The sequence below is a fragment of the Aeromonas aquatilis genome (assembly GCF_054052405.1).
Map to the genome: position 1 here is coordinate 37,804 of NZ_JBSTYP010000015.1, position 22,617 is coordinate 60,420.

17 protein-coding genes are annotated in these 22,617 nt (G+C 60.0%); 2 read left to right on the plus strand and 15 right to left on the minus strand.

Annotated features, from left to right (window positions below):
• The first annotated feature begins 3 nt into the window (after positions 1 to 3).
• Entirely contained in the window at positions 4 to 1,539 is a 1,536-nt protein-coding gene (locus ACW5W8_RS07805) for an HD domain-containing phosphohydrolase (RefSeq protein WP_498627205.1), read from the plus strand.
• A gap of 64 nt (positions 1,540 to 1,603) precedes the next feature.
• Here the strand turns inward: ACW5W8_RS07805 and purL are convergent, their stop codons facing one another.
• Positions 1,604 to 5,527, minus strand: a complete 3,924-nt coding sequence (gene purL / locus ACW5W8_RS07810) for a phosphoribosylformylglycinamidine synthase (RefSeq protein WP_498627207.1) — start codon at positions 5,525 to 5,527, stop codon at positions 1,604 to 1,606.
• A 149-nt stretch (positions 5,528 to 5,676) separates the two neighbouring features.
• Between purL and mltF the strand changes: the two genes are divergently transcribed.
• Positions 5,677 to 7,161, plus strand: a complete 1,485-nt coding sequence (gene mltF, locus ACW5W8_RS07815) for a membrane-bound lytic murein transglycosylase MltF (RefSeq protein WP_498627208.1) — start codon at positions 5,677 to 5,679, stop codon at positions 7,159 to 7,161.
• A 371-nt stretch (positions 7,162 to 7,532) separates the two neighbouring features.
• Here mltF and ACW5W8_RS07820 read toward each other — a convergent pair whose 3' ends face one another.
• The 14 genes from ACW5W8_RS07820 to hscA all read right to left on the minus strand — a co-directional run bounded on the left by ACW5W8_RS07820 (position 7,533) and on the right by hscA (position 22,612).
• Entirely contained in the window at positions 7,533 to 7,757 is a 225-nt protein-coding gene (locus ACW5W8_RS07820; RefSeq protein ID WP_498627209.1) for a zinc ribbon domain-containing protein, read from the minus strand.
• Between the two features lie 124 nt (positions 7,758 to 7,881).
• On the minus strand, positions 7,882 to 9,390 hold the full coding sequence (gene der / locus ACW5W8_RS07825; protein WP_498627211.1) for a ribosome biogenesis GTPase Der: 1,509 nt from the start codon (positions 9,388 to 9,390) through the stop codon (positions 7,882 to 7,884).
• Between the two features lie 74 nt (positions 9,391 to 9,464).
• Positions 9,465 to 10,649: an outer membrane protein assembly factor BamB gene (gene bamB / locus ACW5W8_RS07830; RefSeq protein ID WP_005333796.1), complete on the minus strand. Its 1,185-nt coding sequence runs from the start codon at positions 10,647 to 10,649 to the stop codon at positions 9,465 to 9,467.
• A complete protein-coding gene (locus ACW5W8_RS07835; RefSeq protein ID WP_040066512.1) occupies positions 10,642 to 11,292 on the minus strand; it encodes a YfgM family protein in 651 nt (216 codons plus the stop codon). The genes bamB and ACW5W8_RS07835 overlap by 8 nt, the downstream gene beginning before the upstream one ends.
• A gap of 3 nt (positions 11,293 to 11,295) precedes the next feature.
• Positions 11,296 to 12,573 (minus strand): histidine--tRNA ligase, encoded by a 1,278-nt coding sequence (hisS, locus tag ACW5W8_RS07840; RefSeq protein ID WP_498627213.1) that lies wholly within the window; start codon positions 12,571 to 12,573, stop codon positions 11,296 to 11,298.
• Between the two features lie 138 nt (positions 12,574 to 12,711).
• Positions 12,712 to 13,827, minus strand: a complete 1,116-nt coding sequence (ispG, locus tag ACW5W8_RS07845; protein WP_005333801.1) for a flavodoxin-dependent (E)-4-hydroxy-3-methylbut-2-enyl-diphosphate synthase — start codon at positions 13,825 to 13,827, stop codon at positions 12,712 to 12,714.
• Between the two features lie 10 nt (positions 13,828 to 13,837).
• Positions 13,838 to 14,806 carry a cytoskeleton protein RodZ gene (rodZ, locus tag ACW5W8_RS07850; RefSeq protein ID WP_498627215.1) on the minus strand — a complete coding sequence of 323 codons (969 nt, stop codon included), beginning with the start codon at positions 14,804 to 14,806 and terminating at the stop codon, positions 13,838 to 13,840.
• Complete coding sequence (tapF, locus tag ACW5W8_RS07855) at positions 14,796 to 15,587, minus strand: PilW family type IVa pilus biogenesis/stability lipoprotein TapF (protein WP_085943024.1); 792 nt, start codon at positions 15,585 to 15,587, stop codon at positions 14,796 to 14,798. The genes rodZ and tapF overlap by 11 nt, the downstream gene beginning before the upstream one ends.
• Positions 15,588 to 15,598: 11 nt before the next feature.
• Positions 15,599 to 16,702, minus strand: coding sequence for a dual-specificity RNA methyltransferase RlmN (gene rlmN, locus ACW5W8_RS07860; protein ID WP_033136073.1), 1,104 nt, complete (start codon positions 16,700 to 16,702; stop codon positions 15,599 to 15,601).
• Between the two features lie 167 nt (positions 16,703 to 16,869).
• Positions 16,870 to 17,298, minus strand: coding sequence for a nucleoside-diphosphate kinase (gene ndk / locus ACW5W8_RS07865; RefSeq protein ID WP_498627217.1), 429 nt, complete (start codon positions 17,296 to 17,298; stop codon positions 16,870 to 16,872).
• 267 nt (positions 17,299 to 17,565) lie between these two features.
• Positions 17,566 to 18,849 (minus strand): aminopeptidase PepB, encoded by a 1,284-nt coding sequence (pepB, locus tag ACW5W8_RS07870; RefSeq protein ID WP_498627219.1) that lies wholly within the window; start codon positions 18,847 to 18,849, stop codon positions 17,566 to 17,568.
• Between the two features lie 97 nt (positions 18,850 to 18,946).
• A complete protein-coding gene (gene pepB, locus ACW5W8_RS07875) occupies positions 18,947 to 20,251 on the minus strand; it encodes an aminopeptidase PepB (protein ID WP_498627221.1) in 1,305 nt (434 codons plus the stop codon).
• A gap of 173 nt (positions 20,252 to 20,424) precedes the next feature.
• Positions 20,425 to 20,763: an ISC system 2Fe-2S type ferredoxin gene (gene fdx, locus ACW5W8_RS07880; RefSeq protein ID WP_005333808.1), complete on the minus strand. Its 339-nt coding sequence runs from the start codon at positions 20,761 to 20,763 to the stop codon at positions 20,425 to 20,427.
• Between the two features lies 1 nt (position 20,764).
• Positions 20,765 to 22,612 (minus strand): Fe-S protein assembly chaperone HscA, encoded by a 1,848-nt coding sequence (gene hscA / locus ACW5W8_RS07885; protein WP_498627223.1) that lies wholly within the window; start codon positions 22,610 to 22,612, stop codon positions 20,765 to 20,767.
• Between the last annotated feature and the right edge of the window lie 5 nt (positions 22,613 to 22,617).

Sequence of the window (22,617 nt, forward strand, 5' to 3'; positions counted from 1 at the left end):
AAGATGATGTTAAAAGATCTACCGCCATCCATTCAGCCACCGGGCGTCAACTCTCACCCCACCGCAGCCCTGCTCCATCAGGTGATGGAACAGCTACCCTATCGCGTCCTGTTGAAAGATACCCGTTCACACTTCATCGCCTGCAACCGTCTGCTGGCCGACGATCTGGCCCTCACTCCGGCCGAACTGGTTGGCAGGTGCGATGCCGATTTTTTCCCGGCCGAGCTGGCCCAACGCTATCGGGATGACGATCTCCAGGTCATGGCCAGCGGCACAACCCGGCATCACGAAGAACCCTATCTGAAAGGGGGTGAAGACCGCTGGCTCAGTACCACCAAGTTTCCCCTGTACGATGAGCTGGGCAAGGTGATCGGCGTCGGTGTTTTCTTCGAAGATATCACCGACCAGAAGCTGCAGCAGGAGCGTCTCCAGCAATATACCTGGACGCTTGAAGCCATTACCCGCGCCCACCATGCCATGCTCAAGCAGGGGGACGAGCAGACACTACTGCAGGAGATCTGCGATGCCATCACCTTCGATGGTCGCTTTCCTTTGGTGATCGTGCTGCAGGCCGCTGATCAGGACAGTAGGCAGATCCTGGCGCAGGCAGGTCAGGCTATCTGGTTTGCCAGCGATGACTGGCTCACCCGGGATGTGGCCCTGCTCCGGGCCATCAGCTCAGGCGAGATGCTTAACGAAGCACTCGGCATCGAACTGGTTCACCACTCCGCCACCCTGAGGGGCCGGCTGCTGCTGCCATTACCGTGGCAAGCCACAGTGCCAGGTGGCCTGCTTATTCACAGCACGCAGGCCAGAGCCTTCACCGATGAGGAAGTACACCTCTTCAACGGACTGGCTGACTACCTGACCTATGGCCTGCAAGCTCGTCGTACCCAGCAAGCCTATCTCGCCGCTCAGCGAGAAAAAGCCATGCATGCCCGTCAATTGGAGCTGGCCCTGGAGGATGCGCTGGGAGCCATCGCTGCCGTGCTGGAACAACGCGATCCCTACACCGCAGGTCACCAGAAGCACGTCGCTACTCTGGCGTTGGCCATCGGTCGGGAACTGGGGCTGGGTGACAAACAGTTACGTGGTCTTTATTTGGGCGCCATGGTGCACGATATCGGTAAAATCCAGGTGCCTGTCGAGATCCTGACCAAACCGGGCAAGCTGACCCCCCAGGAGTTCAATCTGGTCAAGGAGCACCCGACGGCAGGTTATCTGGTGCTCAAGGATATCGACTTCCCCTGGCCCATCGCCCGGATGATCCACCAGCACCACGAGTATCTCGACAGTTCCGGCTATCCGCAGGGGCTCAAGGGAGATGAGATCCTGCTGGAGGCCCGCATCCTCACCGTTGCCGATATCGTCGAATCCATGTCCTCGGATCGCCCCTATCGCGCCGCCCTCGGCATTCCCCAGGCCCGTGAGCAGATCATCCAGATGCGCGGCCATCAGCTCGATGCGGATGTGGTGGATGCCTGTCTGCGGATCCTCGACCGGGGAGACTTTATCCCCCAACCGCTCGGCAAGCCGTAACGACACGGATAAAAAAACCGGCCAATTGGCCGGTTTCTGTTTTTATGCGCTGGCGCTCTCTCTATTAACCCAGACGAACCCGGGCGTTGCGGAACATCCGCATCCAGGCGCCGTCCTCGCCCCAGTTGTCCGGGTGCCAGGAGTTGGCCACGGTGCGGAACACCCGCTCCGGGTGCGGCATCATGATGGTGGCGCGGCCATCTGTGGTGGTCACTGCGGTGATACCATCCGGCGAGCCGTTCGGGTTGGCAGGATATTGCTCGGTCACGCTGCCGCGGTTGTCGACAAAGCGCAGTCCTACCAGACCGCTCTGCTGCAGTGCGTTCAGGTGAGCGGCATCGCGCACCTCGACACGCCCTTCCCCGTGGGAAACGGCAATGGGCATCACCGAGCCTGCCATGTCGGCGAAGAAGGCCGACGGGGACTCCTGCACCTCAACCAGACTGAAGCGGGCCTCGAAGCGCTCGGAGCGGTTGCGTACAAAGCGCGGCCAGAGATCGGCACCCGGGATGAGTTCTCGCAGGTTGGACATCATCTGGCAACCGTTGCACACCCCCAGAGAGAGGGTGTCGCTGCGCTCGAAGAAGCGCTGGAACTGCTCGCGGGCGTTGTCGTTGAACAGGATGGACTTGGCCCAGCCTTCCCCCGCCCCCAGCACGTCACCGTAGGAGAAACCGCCACAGGCCACCAGGGTCTGGAACTCCTCCAGCTTGATGCGACCGGAGAGAATATCGCTCATATGGACATCGACCGCCGCGAAACCGGCACGATCGAACGCCGCCGCCATCTCCACGTGGGAGTTGACCCCCTGCTCGCGCAGCACCGCCAGACGGGGAGAGACCCCGCGGGCGATATAGGGGGCAGCCACATCCTCGGACGGGTTGTAAGTCAGCTTGGCATGCAGACCCGGATCGGTGGCGTCCTGACGGGCCGCGTGCTCACTGTCGGCACACTCGGGATTGTCGCGCAAGCGCTGCATCTGCCAGCTGGTCTCACCCCAGATGGTGCGAAGTGCGGTACGGCTGGCACGATAGACCTCCTGACCGCCCCGCTGCAAGGTGATGAGGTCCCCTTCGCGCACGCTACCGAGTACATGGGAGCAGGCCGCCAGACCGTGACCGGCCAGCAGGGTCATCACCGTCTCTTTGTCTTCACGACGCACCTGAATGACGGCGCCCAGCTCTTCGTTGAACAGCGCAGGCAGCAGCTCGCCGCCGATGCGATCGAGCTGGATGTCAAGGCCGCAGTGACCGGCAAACGCCATCTCGGTCAAGGTGACGAACAGGCCACCGTCGGAGCGGTCGTGATAGGCGATCAGTTTGCGATCAGCCACCAGCGCCTGAATGGCGTTGAAGAAGCCCTTGAGCTGGACCAGGTTGTCGAGATCCGGCGCCTTGTCACCCAGCTGGCGATAGACCTGCGCCAGCGCCGAGGCGCCGAGGCGCTGCTTGCCATTGCCAAGGTCGATGAGGATAAGGTCGGTCTCACCGAGATCGGTACGCAGTTGTGGTGTGACTGTGTTGCGCACATCCTCAACCCGTGCAAACGCCGAGATGAGCAGGGAGAGCGGCGAGGTAACGCTCTGCTCCTTGCCATCCTGCTGCCAGCGGGTCTTCATGGACATGGAGTCCTTGCCCACCGGAATGGTGATACCAAGAGCCGGGCAGAGCTCCTCGCCCACCGCTTTGACCGCCTCATAGAGACCGGCATCTTCACCCGGGTGACCGGCAGCGGCCATCCAGTTGGCGGAGAGCTTAACCCGCTTGAGGGAACCGATGTGGGCCGGTGCCAGGTTGGTGAGCGCTTCCGCTACCGCCATGCGGGCAGAGGCCGCGTGGGAGAGCAGCGCCACCGGGGTACGCTCGCCCATGGACATGGCTTCGCCGTGATAGCTGTCGTAGGTGGCAGCGGTGACGGCGCAATCGGCCACCGGGATCTGCCAGGGGCCAACCATCTGATCGCGATTGACGAGGCCAGTCACGCTGCGATCGCCGATGGTGATCAGGAAGGATTTCTCCGCCACGGTCGGCAGACGCAGCACCCGCTCGGCAGCCTCGCCCAAGGTGATGCCATCGAGCTGGAGCGCTTTGCCCTGTGCAGGCAGGGTCACCACGTCACGGTGCATCTTGGGCGCCTTGCCGAGCAGCACGTCCAGCGGCAGATCGATGGGCTGGTTGTCAAAGTGGCTGTCAGAGAGGGTCAGATGCTTCTCTTCGGTCGCGGTGCCGATCACTGCATAGGGGGCGCGCTCGCGCTCGCACAGCGCCTTGAACAGCGGCAGCTTGTCCTGCGCTACCGCCAGCACGTAACGCTCCTGGGATTCGTTGCACCAGATCTCCAGCGGACTCATGCCCGGCTCGTCGCTCTGGATGGCGCGCAAATCGAAACGACCACCGCGCTCACCGTCGTTGACCAGCTCCGGCATGGCGTTGGAGAGACCGCCCGCCCCCACATCGTGGATAAAGACGATAGGGTTGTCGTCACCCAGCTGCCAGCAGCGATCGATCACCTCCTGGCAACGGCGCTCCATCTCGGGGTTGTCACGCTGCACCGAGGCAAAGTCGAGATCTTCGGCTGACTGGCCGGAGGCCATGGAGGATGCGGCACCACCGCCCAGACCGATGTTCATCGCCGGGCCGCCCAGCACGATCAGCGCCGCACCGACCGGGATCTCCCCTTTCTGGACATGTTCGGTGCGGATGTTGCCGATGCCGCCCGCCAGCATGATGGGCTTGTGGTAGCCACGCACCTCGACGCCGTTGTGGCTCGGCACCTCCTCTTCGAAGGTACGGAAGTAGCCGAGAATGGCCGGACGGCCGAACTCGTTGTTGAAGGCGGCGCCGCCGAGCGGCCCCTCCTGCATGATATCAAACGCGCTGACGATGCGGCTCGGCTTGCCGAAATCCTGCTCCCAGGGCTGCTCGAAGCCGGGGATGCGCAGGTTGGAGACGGAGAAACCGACCAGACCCGCCTTGGGCTTGGCACCGCGACCGGTGGCTCCCTCGTCGCGGATTTCGCCGCCGGAGCCGGTGGCTGCGCCCGGGAACGGGGAGATGGCGGTCGGGTGGTTGTGGGTCTCCACCTTCATCAGGATGTCGACCTGTTCCTGGTGATACTGGTATTCGCCGTTGGCCGGGCTCGGGAAGAAGCGACCACCCTGGCTCCCTTCCATCACGGCGGCGTTGTCTTTATAGGCAGAAAGGACATGATCCGGCGTCTGCTCGAAGGTGTTCTTGATCATCTTGAACAGCGACTTGGGTTGCTGCTCACCGTCTATTGTCCAGTCGGCGTTGAAGATCTTGTGGCGACAGTGCTCGGAGTTCGCCTGGGCGAACATGTAGAGCTCGATGTCGTTGGGGTTGCGACCCAACTTGGTGAAGTTCTCTACCAGATAGTCGATTTCGTCGTCGGCCAGCGCCAGACCGAGCGCCACGTTGGCTTCGGCCAGGGCTGCGCGACCACCGCCCAGCACATCCACCTGGGTGAAGGGGCGAGGCTCGTGGTGAGCAAACAGGGCGGCAGCTTCGCTCATCTCGGCAAACACCACTTCCATCATCCGATCATGGAGCACGGCGGCAATGGCGCTGCGCTGGGCGGCACTCAGCTCCCCCTGCCCCTTGATGGTCAGGTAATAGGCAATACCACGCTCCAGCCGCTTGACCTGTTTCAGGCCGCAGTTGTGGGCGATGTCGGTTGCTTTGGAAGACCAGGGGGAGATAGTGCCGGGACGGGGGGTAACAAGAAACAGCTGACCGCTGGGGGTGTGTTCGGGGATGGTCGGGCCGTAGCGCAAGAGCTGGCCCAAGGTCGCTCGCTCGGGGGGAGAGAGGGGGCTTGTCAGCTCGGCAAAGTGCACATACTCGGCATAGACATCCTCTATCTCTACTCCACTCTCCGTACCACTCTCATTTCTCATCTGTGCGAAGCGTTGCAGCAGTTTTTGGACACGAAAATCAGACAGTGCTGGGGCACCACGCAAGATATCCATATGACCTTTCTCACCAAGTTTTAAAGTGGGGGGGAATTGAGACGCGCGTATTATAGGGATCTGGCTCACAGCGGACAAACGTTTTTCTCACTTCCGGCAGTGTGACTCTGCGCACACTCTCTGGTATAAAGGTGCCTCTTTTTTGACAAATGCCGATTTTTTCAACAAAGGTACTCACCTACTTGCGCTGCATTTTTCGACTGTTTATCGGGCTATTGTTGACGCTGACGCTGTTTGGCTGCGACTTCTATAGCCCCTCCAGCCAGCTGGAGCAGATCCGCCAGCGAGGCGAGATCCGGGTTGGCACCATCTATGGTCCCACCTCCTATTACCAGCGTGACGACCTCGCCCAGGGGTTCGATTACGAGCTGGCGCAAAATTATGCCGACTGGTTGGGGGTGAAACTCACCATCATCCCGGTCGACACCACTGACCAACTGGTCACCCTGCTGAAAAAGGGCAAACTCGATCTGGCGGCTGCCGCCATCATGGTCACTCCCGAGCGACGCGAGCTGTTTCGCTTCGGCCCGGGCTTCTACCAGGTCTCCCCCAAACTGGTCTACCGCAACGGCAAACCCAAGCCGGCCTCTTTGAACGATATCAAGGGCAAGCTGGTGGTGGCCGCCGGCTCCACCGGTGAAGATCTGCTCAAAGAGATGAGCAAAGAGAATCCGAAACTAGCCTGGAGCACCAGCGACAACGCCGATGTGGAGGAGCTGCTCAAGCAGGTGGTGGATGGCAAGATTGACTACACGGTGGTGCAGGATACCGTGCTGGCCCGTACCCAGCGCTACTACCCGGAGCTCACCGAGGGGCTGACCCTGGCCCAGAAGCAGACCGTTGCCTGGGCCATGAGCAAGCTGCCCGATGACAGCCTCTATGCCAGCGTGATCGACTTCTTCGGTCAGCGCTTTATGGATGGTGCCATCGCCAAGCTAGACGAGAAGTACTTCGGCCACGTGCAGAACTTCGACTTTGTCGATACCCGTACCTTCCTCAAGCGCGCCAAGAGCCTGCTGCCCAAGTACCAACCGCTGTTCCAGACCCACGCCAAGAATATCGACTGGCGCCTGCTGGCCGCCATCAGCTATCAGGAGTCCCACTGGGACCCGCAGGCCCGCTCCTACACCGGCGTGCGCGGCATGATGATGCTGACCGAGCCCACTGCCAAGGCGATGGGAGTCAACGACCGGCTTCATCCGGAAGAGAGCATCAAGGGTGGCTCCCTCTATCTGCAACAAATGATGGAGAAGGTACCGGATTCGGTGCCCGATGACGAGAAGGTGTGGTTTGCCCTCACCGCCTACAACATCGGTTACGGCCACATGATGGACGCCCGCCGCCTGACCAAAGAGCTCGGCAAGAATCCCGACGCCTGGAGCGACGTGAAAGAGGTGCTGCCGCTGCTGCAGCAAGCGCGCTGGCACCGCAAGGTACGTTACGGCTATGCCCGTGGCAGCGAGGCGCGCAACTATGTCAACAACGTGCGCCAGTATTACCAGAGTCTGCTCTGGCTCGACAACGAGCAGCAGAAGGCACATCAGCGGGAGAGTCTCGACAACGACAGCGAGCCCGAGCTGGCCGAGCGCCCCACCGCCATCGCCGAAGTGGTCAATCAGATCACCATGCGCTAACCAGCCATTATTCGGCTGTTTTCACGCAAACTTCTCTGTTAACATCCAATTGCATCGGAGCCTATCCGAAATCGCATTGTTTTCATTATGTTGAGAGATTAAATAACAGCAATTTCGGATGGGCTCCATCAATGACCCAAGGCCGGGACGGCCACCCAGTTGGGAGGAGACCAAAATGCAAAAACGTAGAAAAATCAGTCTGGTCAGAAAAGTGAAGTGCAGCTGGAGCCCCAGAAGAAAACTCAAGCTTAATGACGTCAAGCGCAACCTGTGGCGCAGAAATCGATCCTATACTCTGCTTATTGCAGAGCACACAGCATAAACCCGGCATTAGCCGGGTTTTTTATCTTCATCAACGTCTGATAACCACCTTACACCAGCGCAGCCTTGAACTGTACCGTCCGCTTGGAGATCAGCGAGTTGCAGTGGTTGCAGAAGTAATCCACCGCACCGCACGCCTTGAGCCGCTCCAGCTCCTGCTGGCAGGTGGGACAGATAGCCGTGATGCGAACAGGCGCCTGGCACTGACTACAGGTCTGTTCCTTGCTGCGGGTATCCAGTTCAGCCTGGCATGACGGGCAAAGCAAAGCTTCCATTGTCGACTCCTCATAAAGTGAACCTGCGATGGGCTTGCCCATGGCGGGTTCCCCTCCCCGCCGGACATCACGCCACTGCAGGGGGAATAACAAAGCGGCTGCCGGTGAGGGCAGCCGCAAGGACTTATTTCTTCTTCATCTTCAGCAGGCGTTTGCGCTGACGTTCCTGACTCAGGGTCATGGTGTTCTTCTTGCCTTCAAACGGGTTGACCGACTCCTGGAACTCGACCCGGATCGGCGAGCCCATGATCTTGAGGGACTTGCGGAAGTAGTTCATCAGGTAACGCTTGTAGGAATCCGGCAAATCGTTCAGCTGGTTGCCGTGGATCACGATGCGCGGCGGGTTATAGCCACCGGCGTGGGCATACTTGAGCTTGACGCGGCGACCGTTAACCATCGGCGGCTGGTGATCTTCCTGCGCCATCTGCATGATACGGGTCAGCATCGCCGTGCTGGTACGACGGGTGGCGGACTGGTAAGCCTCCTGAATGGATTCAAACAGGTGGCCGACACCGCTGCCGTGCAGGGCAGAGATGAAGTGGACGCGCGCGAAGTCGATGAAGCCCAAGCGACGATCCAGCTCGTTCTTCACATCCTCTTTCACCTTCTGATCCAAGCCATCCCACTTGTTCACCACCAGCACCACGGAGCGGCCGGAGTGGAGCACGAAGCCAAGAATGCTCAAGTCCTGATCGGTGATGGTCTCCTGGGCATCGATCACCAGCAGGCAGACGTTGGCATCTTCGATGGCTTTCAGGGTTTTGATGACGGAGAACTTCTCCACCGTCTCGTGCACCTTGCCACGACGACGGACACCGGCGGTGTCGATAATGACGTACTTCTGCTCGTCACGCTCCATCGGAATGTAGACGGAGTCGCGGGTGGTGCCGGGCATGTCATAGACGATGACCCGATCTTCACCCAGCATGCGGTTGGTCAGAGTCGATTTACCGACGTTAGGGCGACCGACGATGGCAAATTTGATGGGCAGGTCGGCAAACGGGGTCTCTTTGGTATCTTCTCTGGTATCCAAATCACCAGCGGCTACCATGCGCAGCAGGGCTTCTTCGTCGAAGTCCTCCTCTTCCTCATCCTCATCCTCATCCTGCGCATCTTCATCGGTAGCGGCGTCGACCAGGGTCTCCAGATGGGGAGCCAGGGCCAGTTCCAGCAGGCTCAGCACGCCACGACCGTGGGCGGCCGCGATCTGGTAGACCTCGCCCAGCGCCAGACCATAGAACTCGGAAACCGCGGAATCACCATCGATGCCATCGGTCTTGTTGGCCACCAGAAATACTTTCTTGTGGGCCTTGCGCAGGTGTTCGGCGATGGCTTGATCCGCCGCGGTCAGACCGGCACGGGCATCAACCATGAACAGCACGACGTCCGCTTCTTCGATGGCCAGCAGGGATTGCTCGGCCATCTTCAGCTCAATCCCCTCTTCGGTGCCATCGATACCACCGGTATCGACCACGATAAATTCCAGCTCGCCCAACTTCGCCTGACCGTATTTACGGTCCCGGGTCAGACCGGGAAAATCGGCAACCAGGGCATCCCGAGTACGGGTCAAGCGGTTAAACAGGGTGGATTTCCCCACGTTGGGGCGGCCCACCAGGGCTACTACAGGAGTCATAAAAGCCTCATTCTCAAGACGACAAAGGCTCCGGGTCCGAAGACCAGGAGCCGGATATTCACATTATCGGACGATCAAGGACGCTTGAGGGCGTACAACTTGCCGTCACGGCTCTGCACATACAGGGTCTCGCCATCCACCAGCGGGGCGGCATAGAGACCACTGCTATCGAGCTGCTGCATCGCCTTGATGGTACCGTCGGTACGATCAAGCCAATACAGGTATCCTTCCACATCACCCACCACCACATAGTCACCGAAGATGACAGGTGCAGTGACGGTACGATTTTCCAGCTGGGTGTTGGACCACAGCTCCAGACCGTTGCGACGGTCGATGGCAAACAGGTGGCTGCGACTGTCGGTCAGCACGATGGCATTACCGGTCATCGCCAGATCGCGATAGCCGGAATACTTGCGCTTCCACACTTCATCGCCGGTCATCAGTTTGCGTGCCATCAGCTGACCGTTGTAGGCGATGGCGTAGAGCTCATCACCGGCGATCAGCGGGCTGGCATCGACGTCAACCATGCGGTCCAGCTCGGTGGCACCGCGCGGATCAGCCACCTTGGACTGGCGCACCGGCTGGCCATTGCTCAGCAGCGCGATGCCCACCTTGCCATCGGCACGACCGTAAATCACGGCGCCGTTGGTGATCACCGGTGCACCGGCACTGCGCAGGGTCAGCGGCGGCTGCTCTTCGGAGAGCGACCACTGCATCTTGCCTTCATCAGTGTCGAGCGCGATCAGGCGACCGGAGGTGGTCAATACCACCACGCGGCCATCTTCCACCGCGGGGCTTGCCACCACTTCGCCGGGCACATTGGTCTGCCACAGCACTTCGCCATTCTCTTCGTTCAGGGCGTAGACCACCCCGTTCTCGGAGCCGAGGAACAGCTTGCCGTAACGGGAAACCAGGCCACCGGAGAGACGAGCGCTACGCTTGTCGGCGTTGACCGGCAGGTCGGCCAGATCGACGGTCCAGAGGCGATCGCCACTGGCACGGTCAAAGGCGCTGACATCGCCGTCGCGGGCCGCCGCGTAGATGCGATCTTCTTCCACCACCGGCTTGAGCTGGGAGTAGAAGTCACCGATACCATCACCCACAGTAGATGACCATGCGGTGTCGGCCGTGAAGGCAGATTCAACCTTGGGCAGCGGCGCCATCGGGTTGAGATCCTCTTCCGAACTGAACAGGGAGCAACCCTGCAGAGCGAAGGAGACCGCAGCCCCCAGCGCCACCATCTTGAATAGATTACGCATCCGGTGCCTCACCAGTCGCAACGGCCGGCAGGGCCAGATCGTCCATTTTCAGCTTGAGCTCGGCGCTACCCTGCAGGCCGCCGGCATCCGCCGCCGCCTGATAGGCATCACGAGCCTCTTCGGTCTTGCCCTGCTTTTGCAGCACATCACCACGGGCTTCGGCTACCTGCGCCTTGAAGGCCTCATTCTGGATGGTCGCCAGCTTGGCCAGTGCTTCATCTGCCTTGCCCTGATCATTCAGCACACGGGCCAGACGCAGCGCCGCGATGGGACGAATGCTCTCGTCACCCGTGGTCGCTACCAGCTCCAGCTGCTCGACAGCCAGATCCAGCTTGCCCGCCTTGACGGCAGCGGCAGCCAGTTGCAACGCGGCCAGTTCACCGTAGGAGTCACCCTTGTTGGCGGTGACAAACTGCTGTGCCTGCTCGAAACCGGCGGCATCGCCCTTGGCCAGCTGCTCAATCACCTGGTTGTAAGAGTGGGAGGAGGCCTCCATGGTCTCTTGCTGGTGCTGGTTGTAATAGCGCCAGCCGAACAGACCGACCAGACCGATCACGGTCCCGGCAATCACCGAGGTTCCATTCTCTTTCCACCACTCCTTGATAACCTCAACCTGTTGTTCTTCGGTGGTATAGACTTCCACAGCTTACTCTCCTTTGGCTGCCAGCAGGGCAATGGCGGCGTCAACCTTGACGGTCTGTTGCTCGGCCTGACCACGCAGATATTTGATAGTGATCTCCCCGTTTTGCACCTCGGTCTCACCAAGGATCAGGGCGATTGCCGCGCCGCTCTTGTCGGCACGTTTGAGTTGTTTCTTGAAGTTGCCACCACCGCAGTGGCTCATCAGGCGCAGGTCCGGCAGGGCATCGCGCAGACGCTCGGCCAGCTGGAAGCCAGCCTGTTCGGTCCCCTCGCCCACCATCGCCAGATAAACATCCACCGCCGGGCGGATATCGGCGTTGAGCTCGAGGGTATCCAGCATCAGCACCAGACGCTCCATGCCCATGGCAAAGCCCACGGCCGGGGTCGGTTGACCACCCAGCTGCTCCACCAGACCATCGTAGCGGCCACCGGCACAGACGGTGCCCTGGGCACCCAGACTGCTGGTGACCCACTCGAACACGGTCAGGTTGTAGTAGTCAAGACCACGCACCAGACGCTCGTTCACTTCGTATTTGATACCGGCAGACTCGAGCAGGCGCTTGAGCCCCTCGAAGTGGGCCAGGCTCTCTTCGCCCAGATGGTCGAACAGACGCGGGGCACCCGCCAAAATGGCCTGCACCTTTTCATCCTTGGAGTCGAGTACCCGCAGCGGGTTGCTGTACATGCGGCGCTGGCTCTCTTCGTCCAGCTGATCCTTGTACCGCTCCAGATAGGCCACCAGCGCATCGCGGTAAGCGGCACGCTCGGCGCTCTGGCCCAGGGTGTTGAGCTGCAGGGTGACATGCTCGCTGATGCCAAACAGACGCCACAGGCGGTGGGTCAGCATGATCAGTTCAGCGTCAATGTCCGGCCCGTTGATGCCGAACAGCTCGACACCGAACTGGTGGAACTGGCGGTAACGGCCCTTCTGGGGACGCTCGTGACGGAACATGGGGCCCATGTACCACATCCGGCGTTCCTGGTTGTAGAGCAGACCGTGCTCGATACCGGCGCGGACACAGCTGGCGGTCCCTTCCGGACGCAGGCTCAGGCTGTCGCCGTTACGGTCTTCAAAGGTGTACATCTCTTTTTCGACCACGTCGGTCACTTCACCGATGGCGCGCTTGAACAGATGAGTCTGCTCGACAATCGGCATGCGCACTTCGCTGTAGCCATAGCTGGCAACGACCTGGCGCAGGATCTGTTCAACCTTCTGCCATACCGGGCTCTGCTCCGGCAGGCAATCATTCATACCGCGAATAGCTTGGATCTGTTTTGCCACGTTGATACTCGAGAAAAAGAGGTAAAATTTGGCCGCATTATAGGGATTTTCCCCCCCAAGGTAAAATCAGGGAATCCGGATGCGGGATTTAAAATCAGTCACCTGGAAAAAGGGCCACCCAATGTGGCCCTGTTTCGCTCACTCCTTGTCCATCGGGATCCGGTTAGCGGGATCCAGCATGGCGGCGCGGGCGCGAATGCGGCGCTCCAGAGTTGGAATGAGATCCTTGTTGTCGAGCCGATCGACCCGCTGGCCCCCTTCATAGAAGGCACTCTTGTTGGCGGCACCCGCCAGACCAAGGTCGGAGACCAGCGCTTCGCCCGGGCCATTCACCACACAGCCGATGATGGAAACATCCATCGGGGTGATAATGTCTTCGAGCCGCTCTTCCAGTGCGTTGACAGTGGCGATCACATCGAACTCCTGCCGTGAGCAGGATGGGCAAGCGATAAAGTTGATGCCACGGGAGCGAATGCGCAGGGACTTGAGGATGTCGAAACCGACCTTCACCTCCTCCACCGGATCCGCCGCTAGCGAGATACGCAGGGTGTCGCCGATTCCGTCGGTGAGCAGCATGCCCAGACCAATGGCAGACTTCACTGCGCCGGCACGGAAACCGCCCGCTTCGGTGATGCCCAGATGGAGCGGCTGCTCGATCTGCTTGGCCAGCAGGCGATAGGCGCCAACCGCCAGGAACACATCGGAAGCCTTGACGCTCACCTTGAAATCCTGAAAATCGAGGCGATCGAGATAGTCCACGTGACGCATGGCGGATTCCACCAGCGCTTCGGGGGTCGGCTCGCCGTACTTCTCCTGGATATCTTTCTCCAGCGACCCGCCATTGACCCCGATACGGATCGGGATATTGAGGTCGCGCGCGCAATCGACCACCGAGCGCACTCGCTGCTCATTGCCGATATTGCCCGGGTTGATACGCAGGCAGTCGGCACCGTACTCGGCCACTTTCAGGGCGATGCGATAGTCGAAGTGGATATCGGCGACGATGGGGATGCGGGTCTGCTGTTTGATGAGCCGGAAGGCTTCCGCCGCTTCCATGGTGGGCACGGAGACACGGACGATATCGGCACCGACCCGCTCGATCCGCTGGATCTGCTCGATGGTGGCGGCGACATCTGTGGTCTTAGTGTTGGTCATGGTCTGCACGGTAATGGGGGCATCGCCCCCAACCGGTACATTACCAACCATGATCTGTCTGGATTTACGACGAATGATGGGTGATTCGTGAGAAGACATGGGAAACAGATTACTCCTGCGGCAGTGAGAAGCGGGCTGTACGACCGTTGTTGTAACGGCTCATATCAAACGACTGACCCTTGTAGTCAAGCTTGACGGCCATGGGCGCGCCAATGATGAACCTCAGGGGCTCGGCGCCTTCCAGCACCAGCTCGTCGTTGGCCTTCTTCAGACCACTGAACAGGGTCTTGCCGTTGGCATCCTTCACATCCAGCCAGCAATCGGCGGTGAAGCTCATCTTCAGTTGCGGCGCAGTCGCCGGATCAACGACAGCCTCTTCAGATTCGGTGCCATTGGCGCCGGATACCGCTGCATCGGTCGCAGTGCCGACAGCCGCGCTGACATCGGTCGGGGCAACAGCCGCAGAAGTAGGCGCCAAGGTAGCCGTCGCATCGGAGACCACTGCAGGGGCAACCACGTCCGTGGCGGCCGGTGCGATGGCTGCGCCTTCCACCGGAGCGGTGTTGATCGCATCGGGCGGCGTGATAGCAGGTTCAGCCGGAGTCGAACCGGTTGCACTCATCTCGGTGGCTGCCAGCGCTTCATCACCGGCTGAGCGACGGGAAGTACTCTGCCACCACCAGGCGACCGAGAGCGCAATCAACACCAGGATCACCAGCCAGGTCACCACCTTGAGCCGACTGTCGTTGGCTTGCTGGCGGGAGCGACGGGAGAAACTCTGCATGTCGATATTGTCGGGAGGAGTCAGACCCAGCTTGTCGTAAGCAGCCAGAATGGTCTCGTCGGGGATCCCGACCAGCTTGGCGTAGGTACGCAAATAGCCCCGAATAAAGGTGTGGGACGTGTGCTTGTCGTAGGTATCCGATTCGATAGCGGCGATCAGGGTCAGACGAAGGTGAATGCGAGACGCAACCTGTTCTCGTGTCCAGCCAAGCTGTTCACGGGCGTTGCGCAGCAATTGGCCTGGGCCTACTGCCTGGGAGTCGTCTTGGAAATCGTGTTGCTGTTCAATAGTCATTGGCTAAATAACGCTTGGCTTGTTGCGAAGTGGGATATTGCCTTACCAGCTCAGTCCCGAATTGGTGAAGTAATGCCGGCTTGTCCATCGCCTGCGCCAGCCGAAGTCTCAACCAGAGACTCTCCTCGTTCTCGTCTGACACATCGGCAAAACGGGCGAGGTAGGACTGCACATCAGGCAGCTTGCCATCTTTCATGGAAAGCTCGGCCAAGTCCAGCAATAACCCTGGATTGCGGGGATTATACCCCAAGGCCAGGCGATAGTACTCGCCTGCCTTATCATTTCTGCGATTTTGCAGCGCACAAAGTGCCGCATTTTCATAGGTATCGGCAATTTTTACGTAGCCTGGCTGAATAACAGCCTGGTTGAACGCCTGATCTGCCTCGGCATACCTGCCGCGATCACAGAGGAAGGCACCATAGTTGTTCATTGCGTCAGCATTGGACGGATCCATGGCAAGGGCATTCTTGTAATGGGTCTCGGCTGCCTTGAAATCTCCTACCTTCTGGTAAAAGTAGGCAAAACCGATCTGGATCTGGGGGTTGGAGGGGTCATACTGGAGGGCACGGTCAAGATTGAACTTGGCCTGCTCGGCATTGCCCTGACGCAGGTACTGGATACCCAAGTCGAGGCGGGTTTGGGCAGCCGCCTTGAGGTCAGGACCCACTTCACGCTGGGTCGAGTTCTGGCCAGCGTAAGTGGTCTCGGTCACACAGCCTGGCAGCGCGCAGAGCGCTGCCACTACGATCAATGTACGTGTATCCATTCCCTGTCTATACAATGGCTTAGCATTTAAACCATTTTGACGGAAATCCCATCCTGTTGCATCCGATTTTTGATAGTTCGCTTGGTACGGTCAATCACGTCACCCACCAGCTGACCACAGGCGGCATCGATGTCATCACCACGGGTCTTGCGGACAATCACGGTGAAACCGTACTCCATCAGCACCTTGGAGAAGCGATCGATACGACTGTTGCTCGGCTTTCCGTAAGGGTTGCCCGGGAAGGGGTTGAACGGGATCAGGTTGATCTTACTCGGGGTATCCTTGAGCACCTTGGCCAACTCATGGGCATGCTGCATATCGTCATTGATATGATCGAGCAGCACATACTCGACGGTCACCCGACCACCGTTGGCATTAGACTTCTCGAGGTAACGACGGACACCGGCGAGGAACTCCTCGATGTTGTACTTGTCGTTGATCGGCATGATCTCGGAGCGCAACTTGTCGTTCGGTGCGTGCAGGGAGATGGCCAACGCTACGTCAATCTGGTCGCCCAACTTGTCCAGCGCCGGTACCACACCAGAGGTGGAGATGGTCACCCGGCGCTTGGAGATGCCAAAGCCGTAGTCATCCATCATCAGACGCATGGCAGGCACCACGTTGGCGAGGTTGAGCAGCGGCTCGCCCATCCCCATCATCACCACGTTGGTGATAGGGCGCTTGCCACCGACTACGCGGGCAGCACGCCACACCTGACCGATGATCTCGGAGACTTTCAGATTGCGGTTAAAGCCTTGCTGGGCCGTGGAGCAGAATTTGCACTCCAGCGCACAGCCCACCTGGGAGGAGACGCAGAGGGTCGCGCGGTCATCTTCCGGGATGTAGACGGTCTCGACTTCCTGATCACCCACCTGCAAGGCCCATTTGATGGTGCCATCGGCAGAGCGCTGCTCGCGGCTGATCTCGGGCGCCTTGATCTCGGCGATCGCCTTGAGGCGCTCTTTGAGCACCTTGTTGACGTTGGTCATCTGATCGAAATCATCACACCCAAAGTGATAGATCCACTTCATTACCTGATCTGCCCGGAATGGCTTCTCGCCCAGTTCGACGAAAAAGGCACGCATGGCATCCCGATCAAGATCCAGCAGGTTGATTTTTGTTTCGCTCATCAATGGCCTCAGTTCAAACACTTCATCAATTATTGGCTGACGACGTCAGGGGGCGGCATTGTACAAATAATGGGTCTGGCTTTCCACCTGGAGAATAGAGGGATATTGGGTAAACGGCGAAAACAACAAAGGGAGCCGAAGCTCCCTTGCAGGTATCTGTCGCGAGATTAGTCGCGGGAGCAGAGTTCGTTTTCGCTGAAGAAGTAAGCGATTTCACGCTGGGCAGAGGCAAAGCTGTCGGCACCGTGCACCGCGTTGCGGTCGATGCTCTCGCCGAAGCAGGCACGCAGGGTACCGGCCAGGGCTTGCTCGGGATTGGTCAGCCCCATCAGATCACGGTAACGCTGAACGGCATTTTCCCCTTCCAGCACCTGCACCATGACCGGACCGGAGGTCATAAAGGTCACCAGCGCATCATAGAAAGGACGGCCTTGATGTTCGGCGTAGAAACCCGCGGCCTGGTCGCTGGTCAGACGCAGCATTTTGGCGGCAATGATGGTCAGGCCAGCGCTTTCCATGCGGTGGTAGATCTCACCGATCAGGTTCTTGCTGACAGCATCCGGTTTGACGATAGAGAAGGTACGTTCGATGGCCATTGATATCTTTCCTTAACTACAGAGATTTATTGTTAGAATCCATTTTCGCTGGCGATTATACGTAAACAAAACCGGAAAAAACACACAAACAGGCAACTTTTTATTAAACACCACCCCCTTGAAATCAACATCCACACTCATCTTGACCGAGCGGAGCCGAAAAATATGTGCGCTTGCGCACGATAGTTACCTTAAACCGCCAAAACCCCATCTTTTGCTCACAATTCAAACAGCATGAAAAAGGCACCCGAAGGTGCCTTGTCTCGTTTATCTGGCTTCCGCCAGCAGGGCCCGCGCTATGGTACGCATCCCCAGGGTATTGGCCCCCGGCGCCCAGAGGGCATCGCCGTTGTCACTGAAGCAGGCGGCCAGATCGATATGCAGCCAGCCCATCCCTTCGTTGGCAACGAAACGGGAGAGGAAGCCCGCCGCGTTGGAGGCGCCACCCGGTCCGCCCCCCTTCACCGGACGACTGTTGGCCGTGTCGGCGTAATGGGAGGGGCACTGCTGGCGGTGCCAGGGCTCCAGCGGCAACGGCCAGGCTGGCTCCTGCTCGGCATCGGCATAGGTCATGGCCCGGCTCACCAACCCTTTGTCGAGGCCAAACAGGGCATTGTAGCGCCCCCCCAACGCCATCACAGCGGCGCCGGTCAGGGTGGCGGCATCGATGACCAGCGGTGCGCCGCTGTCGCTCGCCAATTGCAGGCCATCTGCCAGCACCAGCCGCCCTTCGGCGTCGGTATTCACAATCTCGACCGTGGTGCCGTTCTTGTAAGTGAGGATATCCCCCAGCTTGTAGGCGTGACCGGAGACCAGGTTCTCTGCGCAGCAGAGGATCAGCTTCACCCGCTTGTCGAGCCCGCGCAGCATGGCAAGCGCTAGCGCACCGGTGACAATTGCCGCGCCCCCCATGTCACACTTCATGGTGAGCATCCCCTCGGAGCTCTTCATGGAGTAGCCGCCGGAGTCAAAGGTGATCCCCTTGCCCACCAGCGCTGCCGCCACCGGCGCCTTGGGATCCCGCCCCGGATTGAAGTCAAGCTCCAGCAGCACCGGCTCGCGCGCACTACCGCGACCCACCTGATAGAGGCCCACCCATCCAGCCTGTTGCAGCGCTTCGCCTTTCAAAATGCGATGGCTCACCTTGTCCGGCGCCAGCTCGGTAATAAAGGAGGCCGCTTCCACCGCCAGCTCCAGCGGGCCCAGCTGCTCCGGGGTTGCATTGGTCATCTCGCGCACCCAGCGACCACAGAGCCAACGCGCTTCCAGCTCCTCTCTGTCCTCTTCCGAGGACATGGCCCACTGCAGTTGCACCTCGGCCTTGGGGGTTTGCAGCCCTTGGGCAAAGGCCCACTGCTGCTCACGCTCCCAGTGGCCAGCCAGGGTCACTTTCTGGATCCCTTGCAGGCAGAGGCGACGCGCCGCCTGCTGGATATCGAGTAACGGATTGGCCGTCACCAGATGGATCACCATGCCGTCGGCGCGGTGAGAGAGCAGCGCCTCCTCCCCCCACTCGGCCGGCGCAAATTCACGGATCAACCAGACATTCATGCTGTCACCTCCTGCAGCCCACGAAGGACCGATAGCGCGCAAACTGTCGCGTTATGAACCAGCTGTACGTCACCCGAGAGCAGACTTAACCAGATAGTCATACAGTCACCTCCTGCAGCCAACGTGCGATAGTGCGCAGACCGTGGCCCTTGGCACCGGTCGCCCAGAGATCGTTACCCGATTTCTGATAGGAGGCCGCCAGATCCAGGTGCACCCAGCCCTTGCCCTCATCACGCACGAAGCGGGAGAGGAACGCAGCAGCCGTGGTGGCACCGGCCGTGCCTTCGGCCGAGGCGACGTTGCCCAGATCGGCAAAAGCCGAGGTGAGCTGGCTGGCATGCCAGGGCTCCAGCGGCAGCGCCCACGCCAGCTCGTTTTCCACCTTGGCGGCGGCCAACGCGCGCTGCTGTTCGGTCTCATCGAGGGCAAACACCGCATTGTAATCGCGCCCCAGCGCCATCTTGGCGGCGCCGGTCAAGGTGGCTGCGTCAAGGATATAAGCCGCACCACTGTCGGAGGCCGCCATCAAGCCATCGGCCAGCACCAGACGACCTTCCGCATCGGTGTTCTGGATCTCGACCGAAACCCCGTTCTTGTAGGTAAGGATGTCGCCCAGCTTGAAGGCGTGGCCGGAGACCAGGTTCTCGGCGCAGCAGAGAATGAGCTTCACCCGCTGGTTCAAACCACGACTGATGGCCAGCGCCAGCGCGCCGGTCACCATGGCAGCGCCGCCCATGTCGGACTTCATCGGCAGCATGTTGTCTGAGGACTTCATGGAGTAGCCACCGGAGTCGAAAGTGATCCCCTTGCCCACCAGCGCCGCCACCACGGGCGCATTGCGATCACCGGTCGGGTTGTAGTCGAGCTCCAGCAGCACAGGCTCACGCTCGCTACCACGGCCAACCGACCAGACCCCGATATGGCCGGACTCGCGCAGCGCTTCACCGGCGGTGATGCGGGCTGTGACCTGATCCCCGGCGATACCACGAATGAGTAACAGGGCCGATTCCGCCAGACTCATGGGGTAGATCTCTTCCGGACAGCCATTGGTGATGTCACGTACCCAGCGAGCTGCCTTGAGCAGCGCATCCAGTTCACGGGCGTCCGCATCGCTCTGCTGGCCGAAATCCAGTTCACGCGCACCCTTGGCGGCGTAGAACCCTTGGGCGAACGCGTAGCGACGCTCCAGATCCCAGCCTTCACCGACCAGCATCACCCGCTTGATCCCGCTCGATTCGAGGCGACGGGCGGCGCGCTGAACGGTGCGCAGAACATCCTTCTCCTGACCGGCAGCACCAAGATGGATCAGTGCCTCGTCGCCATTGAAACTGAGCTGGGCGCCCTCGCCCCAATAGGCGGCCGCAGCCTGGGTGGATAACGCTACCTTCATCATGTCAGCCATCGTGTTTGCTTCCTTTTTACTGGCACTATGTATAAGCACTCTTTATGGGAAAGAGCTTATTGGCAAAGAGAGAATAACGAATACAAAAAAGGCCGTACCCCCGAGGGTCACGGCCTTCCACCATATCACTGAAGCACCACAGGATGCTGCAGGTGCAATTCACTCATGTGTAATTAATGGCGTTCAGAGGCAAGGTTCAGGGTGTACTTGGGCAGTTCCACCACCAGATCCTCGTCCGCCAGTTTTGCCTGGCAACTAAGACGGGATTCCGGCTCCAGCCCCCACGCCTTGTCCAGCATGTCGTCTTCCAGTTCGTCGCTTGGCTCGAGAGAGTCAAAGCCCTCGCGCACCACGCAGTGGCAGGTAGTGCAGGCACAGGATTTCTCACAGGCATGCTCGATCTCGATACCATTGCGCAGCGCCACATCCAGAATGGTCTCGCCGCTTTGCCCCTCGAGGGCGGCGCCATCCGGACAGAGTACGGGATGAGGAAGAATGATCAGTTTTGGCATATTACACCTTGTTGACGTTTTGTCCGGTCAGCACCTTGCGGATGGAGGCATCCATCCGGCGGGCTGCAAACTCGCCACTGACAGCATCTGCCGCCTCAATGGCTTCTTTGATTTGATTGGTTGAGCCTGCGTTGCGCATGGTCAGCAGATGGGCGATGGCGGCATCAATCTCGGCACGTTCGGCTGCGTTCAGCAGTGCATCGCCATCGGCGGCCAGCGCCGCATTGAGGCTCTCGACCACCCGGTCGGCTTCAACCTGCTGCTCGGCCAGCATGCGGGCATCCATATCCTGCTGGGCGTTCTCGATGGAGGCGCTCAGCATGTTGAGGATATCCTGCTCCGCCAGCCCGTAGGAGGGCTTGACCTGGATCTCGGCTTGTACGCCGGAGGATTTCTCCATGGCGCTGACCGAGAGCAGACCATCCGCATCCACCTGGAAGGTGACGCGAATATGGGCGGCACCGGCGGCCATCGGCGGAATACCGGTCAGGGTAAAGCAGGCCAGGGAGCGGCAATCGGCGACCAGTTCGCGTTCACCCTGTACCACGTGGATAGCCATGGCTGTCTGACCATCCTTGAAGGTGGTGAACTCCTGGGCACGGGCCACCGGAATAGTGGTGTTGCGCGGGATCACCTTCTCGGCGAGGCCACCCATGGTCTCCAGACCCAGCGACAGGGGGATAACGTCCAGCAGCAGCATCTCGGCATCGGGCTTGTTGCCCACCAGAATGTCGGCCTGGATGGCGGCACCGATGGCGACCACCTTGTCCGGATCGATGCTGGTCAGCGGCGTACGTTGGAAGAATTCACCCACCAGTTCACGCACCAAAGGCACCCGGGTAGAGCCACCGACCATCACTACTTCCAGCACTTCCACCTGCTCAAGATCCGCATCGCGCAGAGCGCGACGGCAAGCCAGCAAGGTCCGTTTCACCAGCGGGGTGATGAGCTCATCAAACTGGCTGCGGCTCACTGATCCCTGCCAGCCCGCAAAGGTGCACGCCACCTGCTCGGCATCGGTCAGACCATGCTTGACGGCAGCGGCCACATCCAGCAGCTCGCGCTGCAGATGGGCATCCAGCTCGCCGGTCAAACCGGCTTGCTCCTTGATCCAGTCCGCCAGCAGATGATCGAAATCATCGCCACCAAGGGCAGAATCACCGCCGGTCGCCATCACTTCAAAGACACCGCGGTGCAGCCGCAGGATTGAGATATCGAAGGTACCTCCCCCCAGATCGTAAACCGCGATCACCCCTTCCTGACCGGAGTCAAGGCCATAGGCAATCGCGGCCGCGGTCGGCTCGTTGAGCAAGCGCAATACGAGCAGACCGGCCAGACGGGCCGCATCCTTGGTGCCCTGACGCTGGGCATCATCGAAATAGGCAGGCACGGTAATGACCACGCCGTCGAGATCGCCCCCCAGCGAGGCGGCGCCACGCTCGGCCAGCTTTTTGAGTATTTCGGCCGAGACCTGCACCGGATTGATCAGCCCCTGACGGGTTTGCAGTTGCGGCATGCCATTGTCGGCGGCAACAAACTGGTAAGGCTGCTGGCGGGTATCGATATCGGCCAGCGCCTTGCCCATCATCCGTTTGACCGAGACGATGGTGTTGTGAGGATCGAGTGCCGCTTCGCGCTTGGCATCAATCCCGACTCGAATAGCGTCGCTTTGATAGTGCACCACTGACGGGAGCAGGTCGCGCCCTTGCTCATCGCAAAGGGTATCGGCGTGACCGCTGCGAACCGCAGCGACGAGAGAGTTGGTGGTGCCGAGATCGATGCCGACGGCACGTTTGTGCTGATGAGGAACAGCGCTCTGGCCGGGTTCGGCGATTTGCAGTAATGCCATGGGTA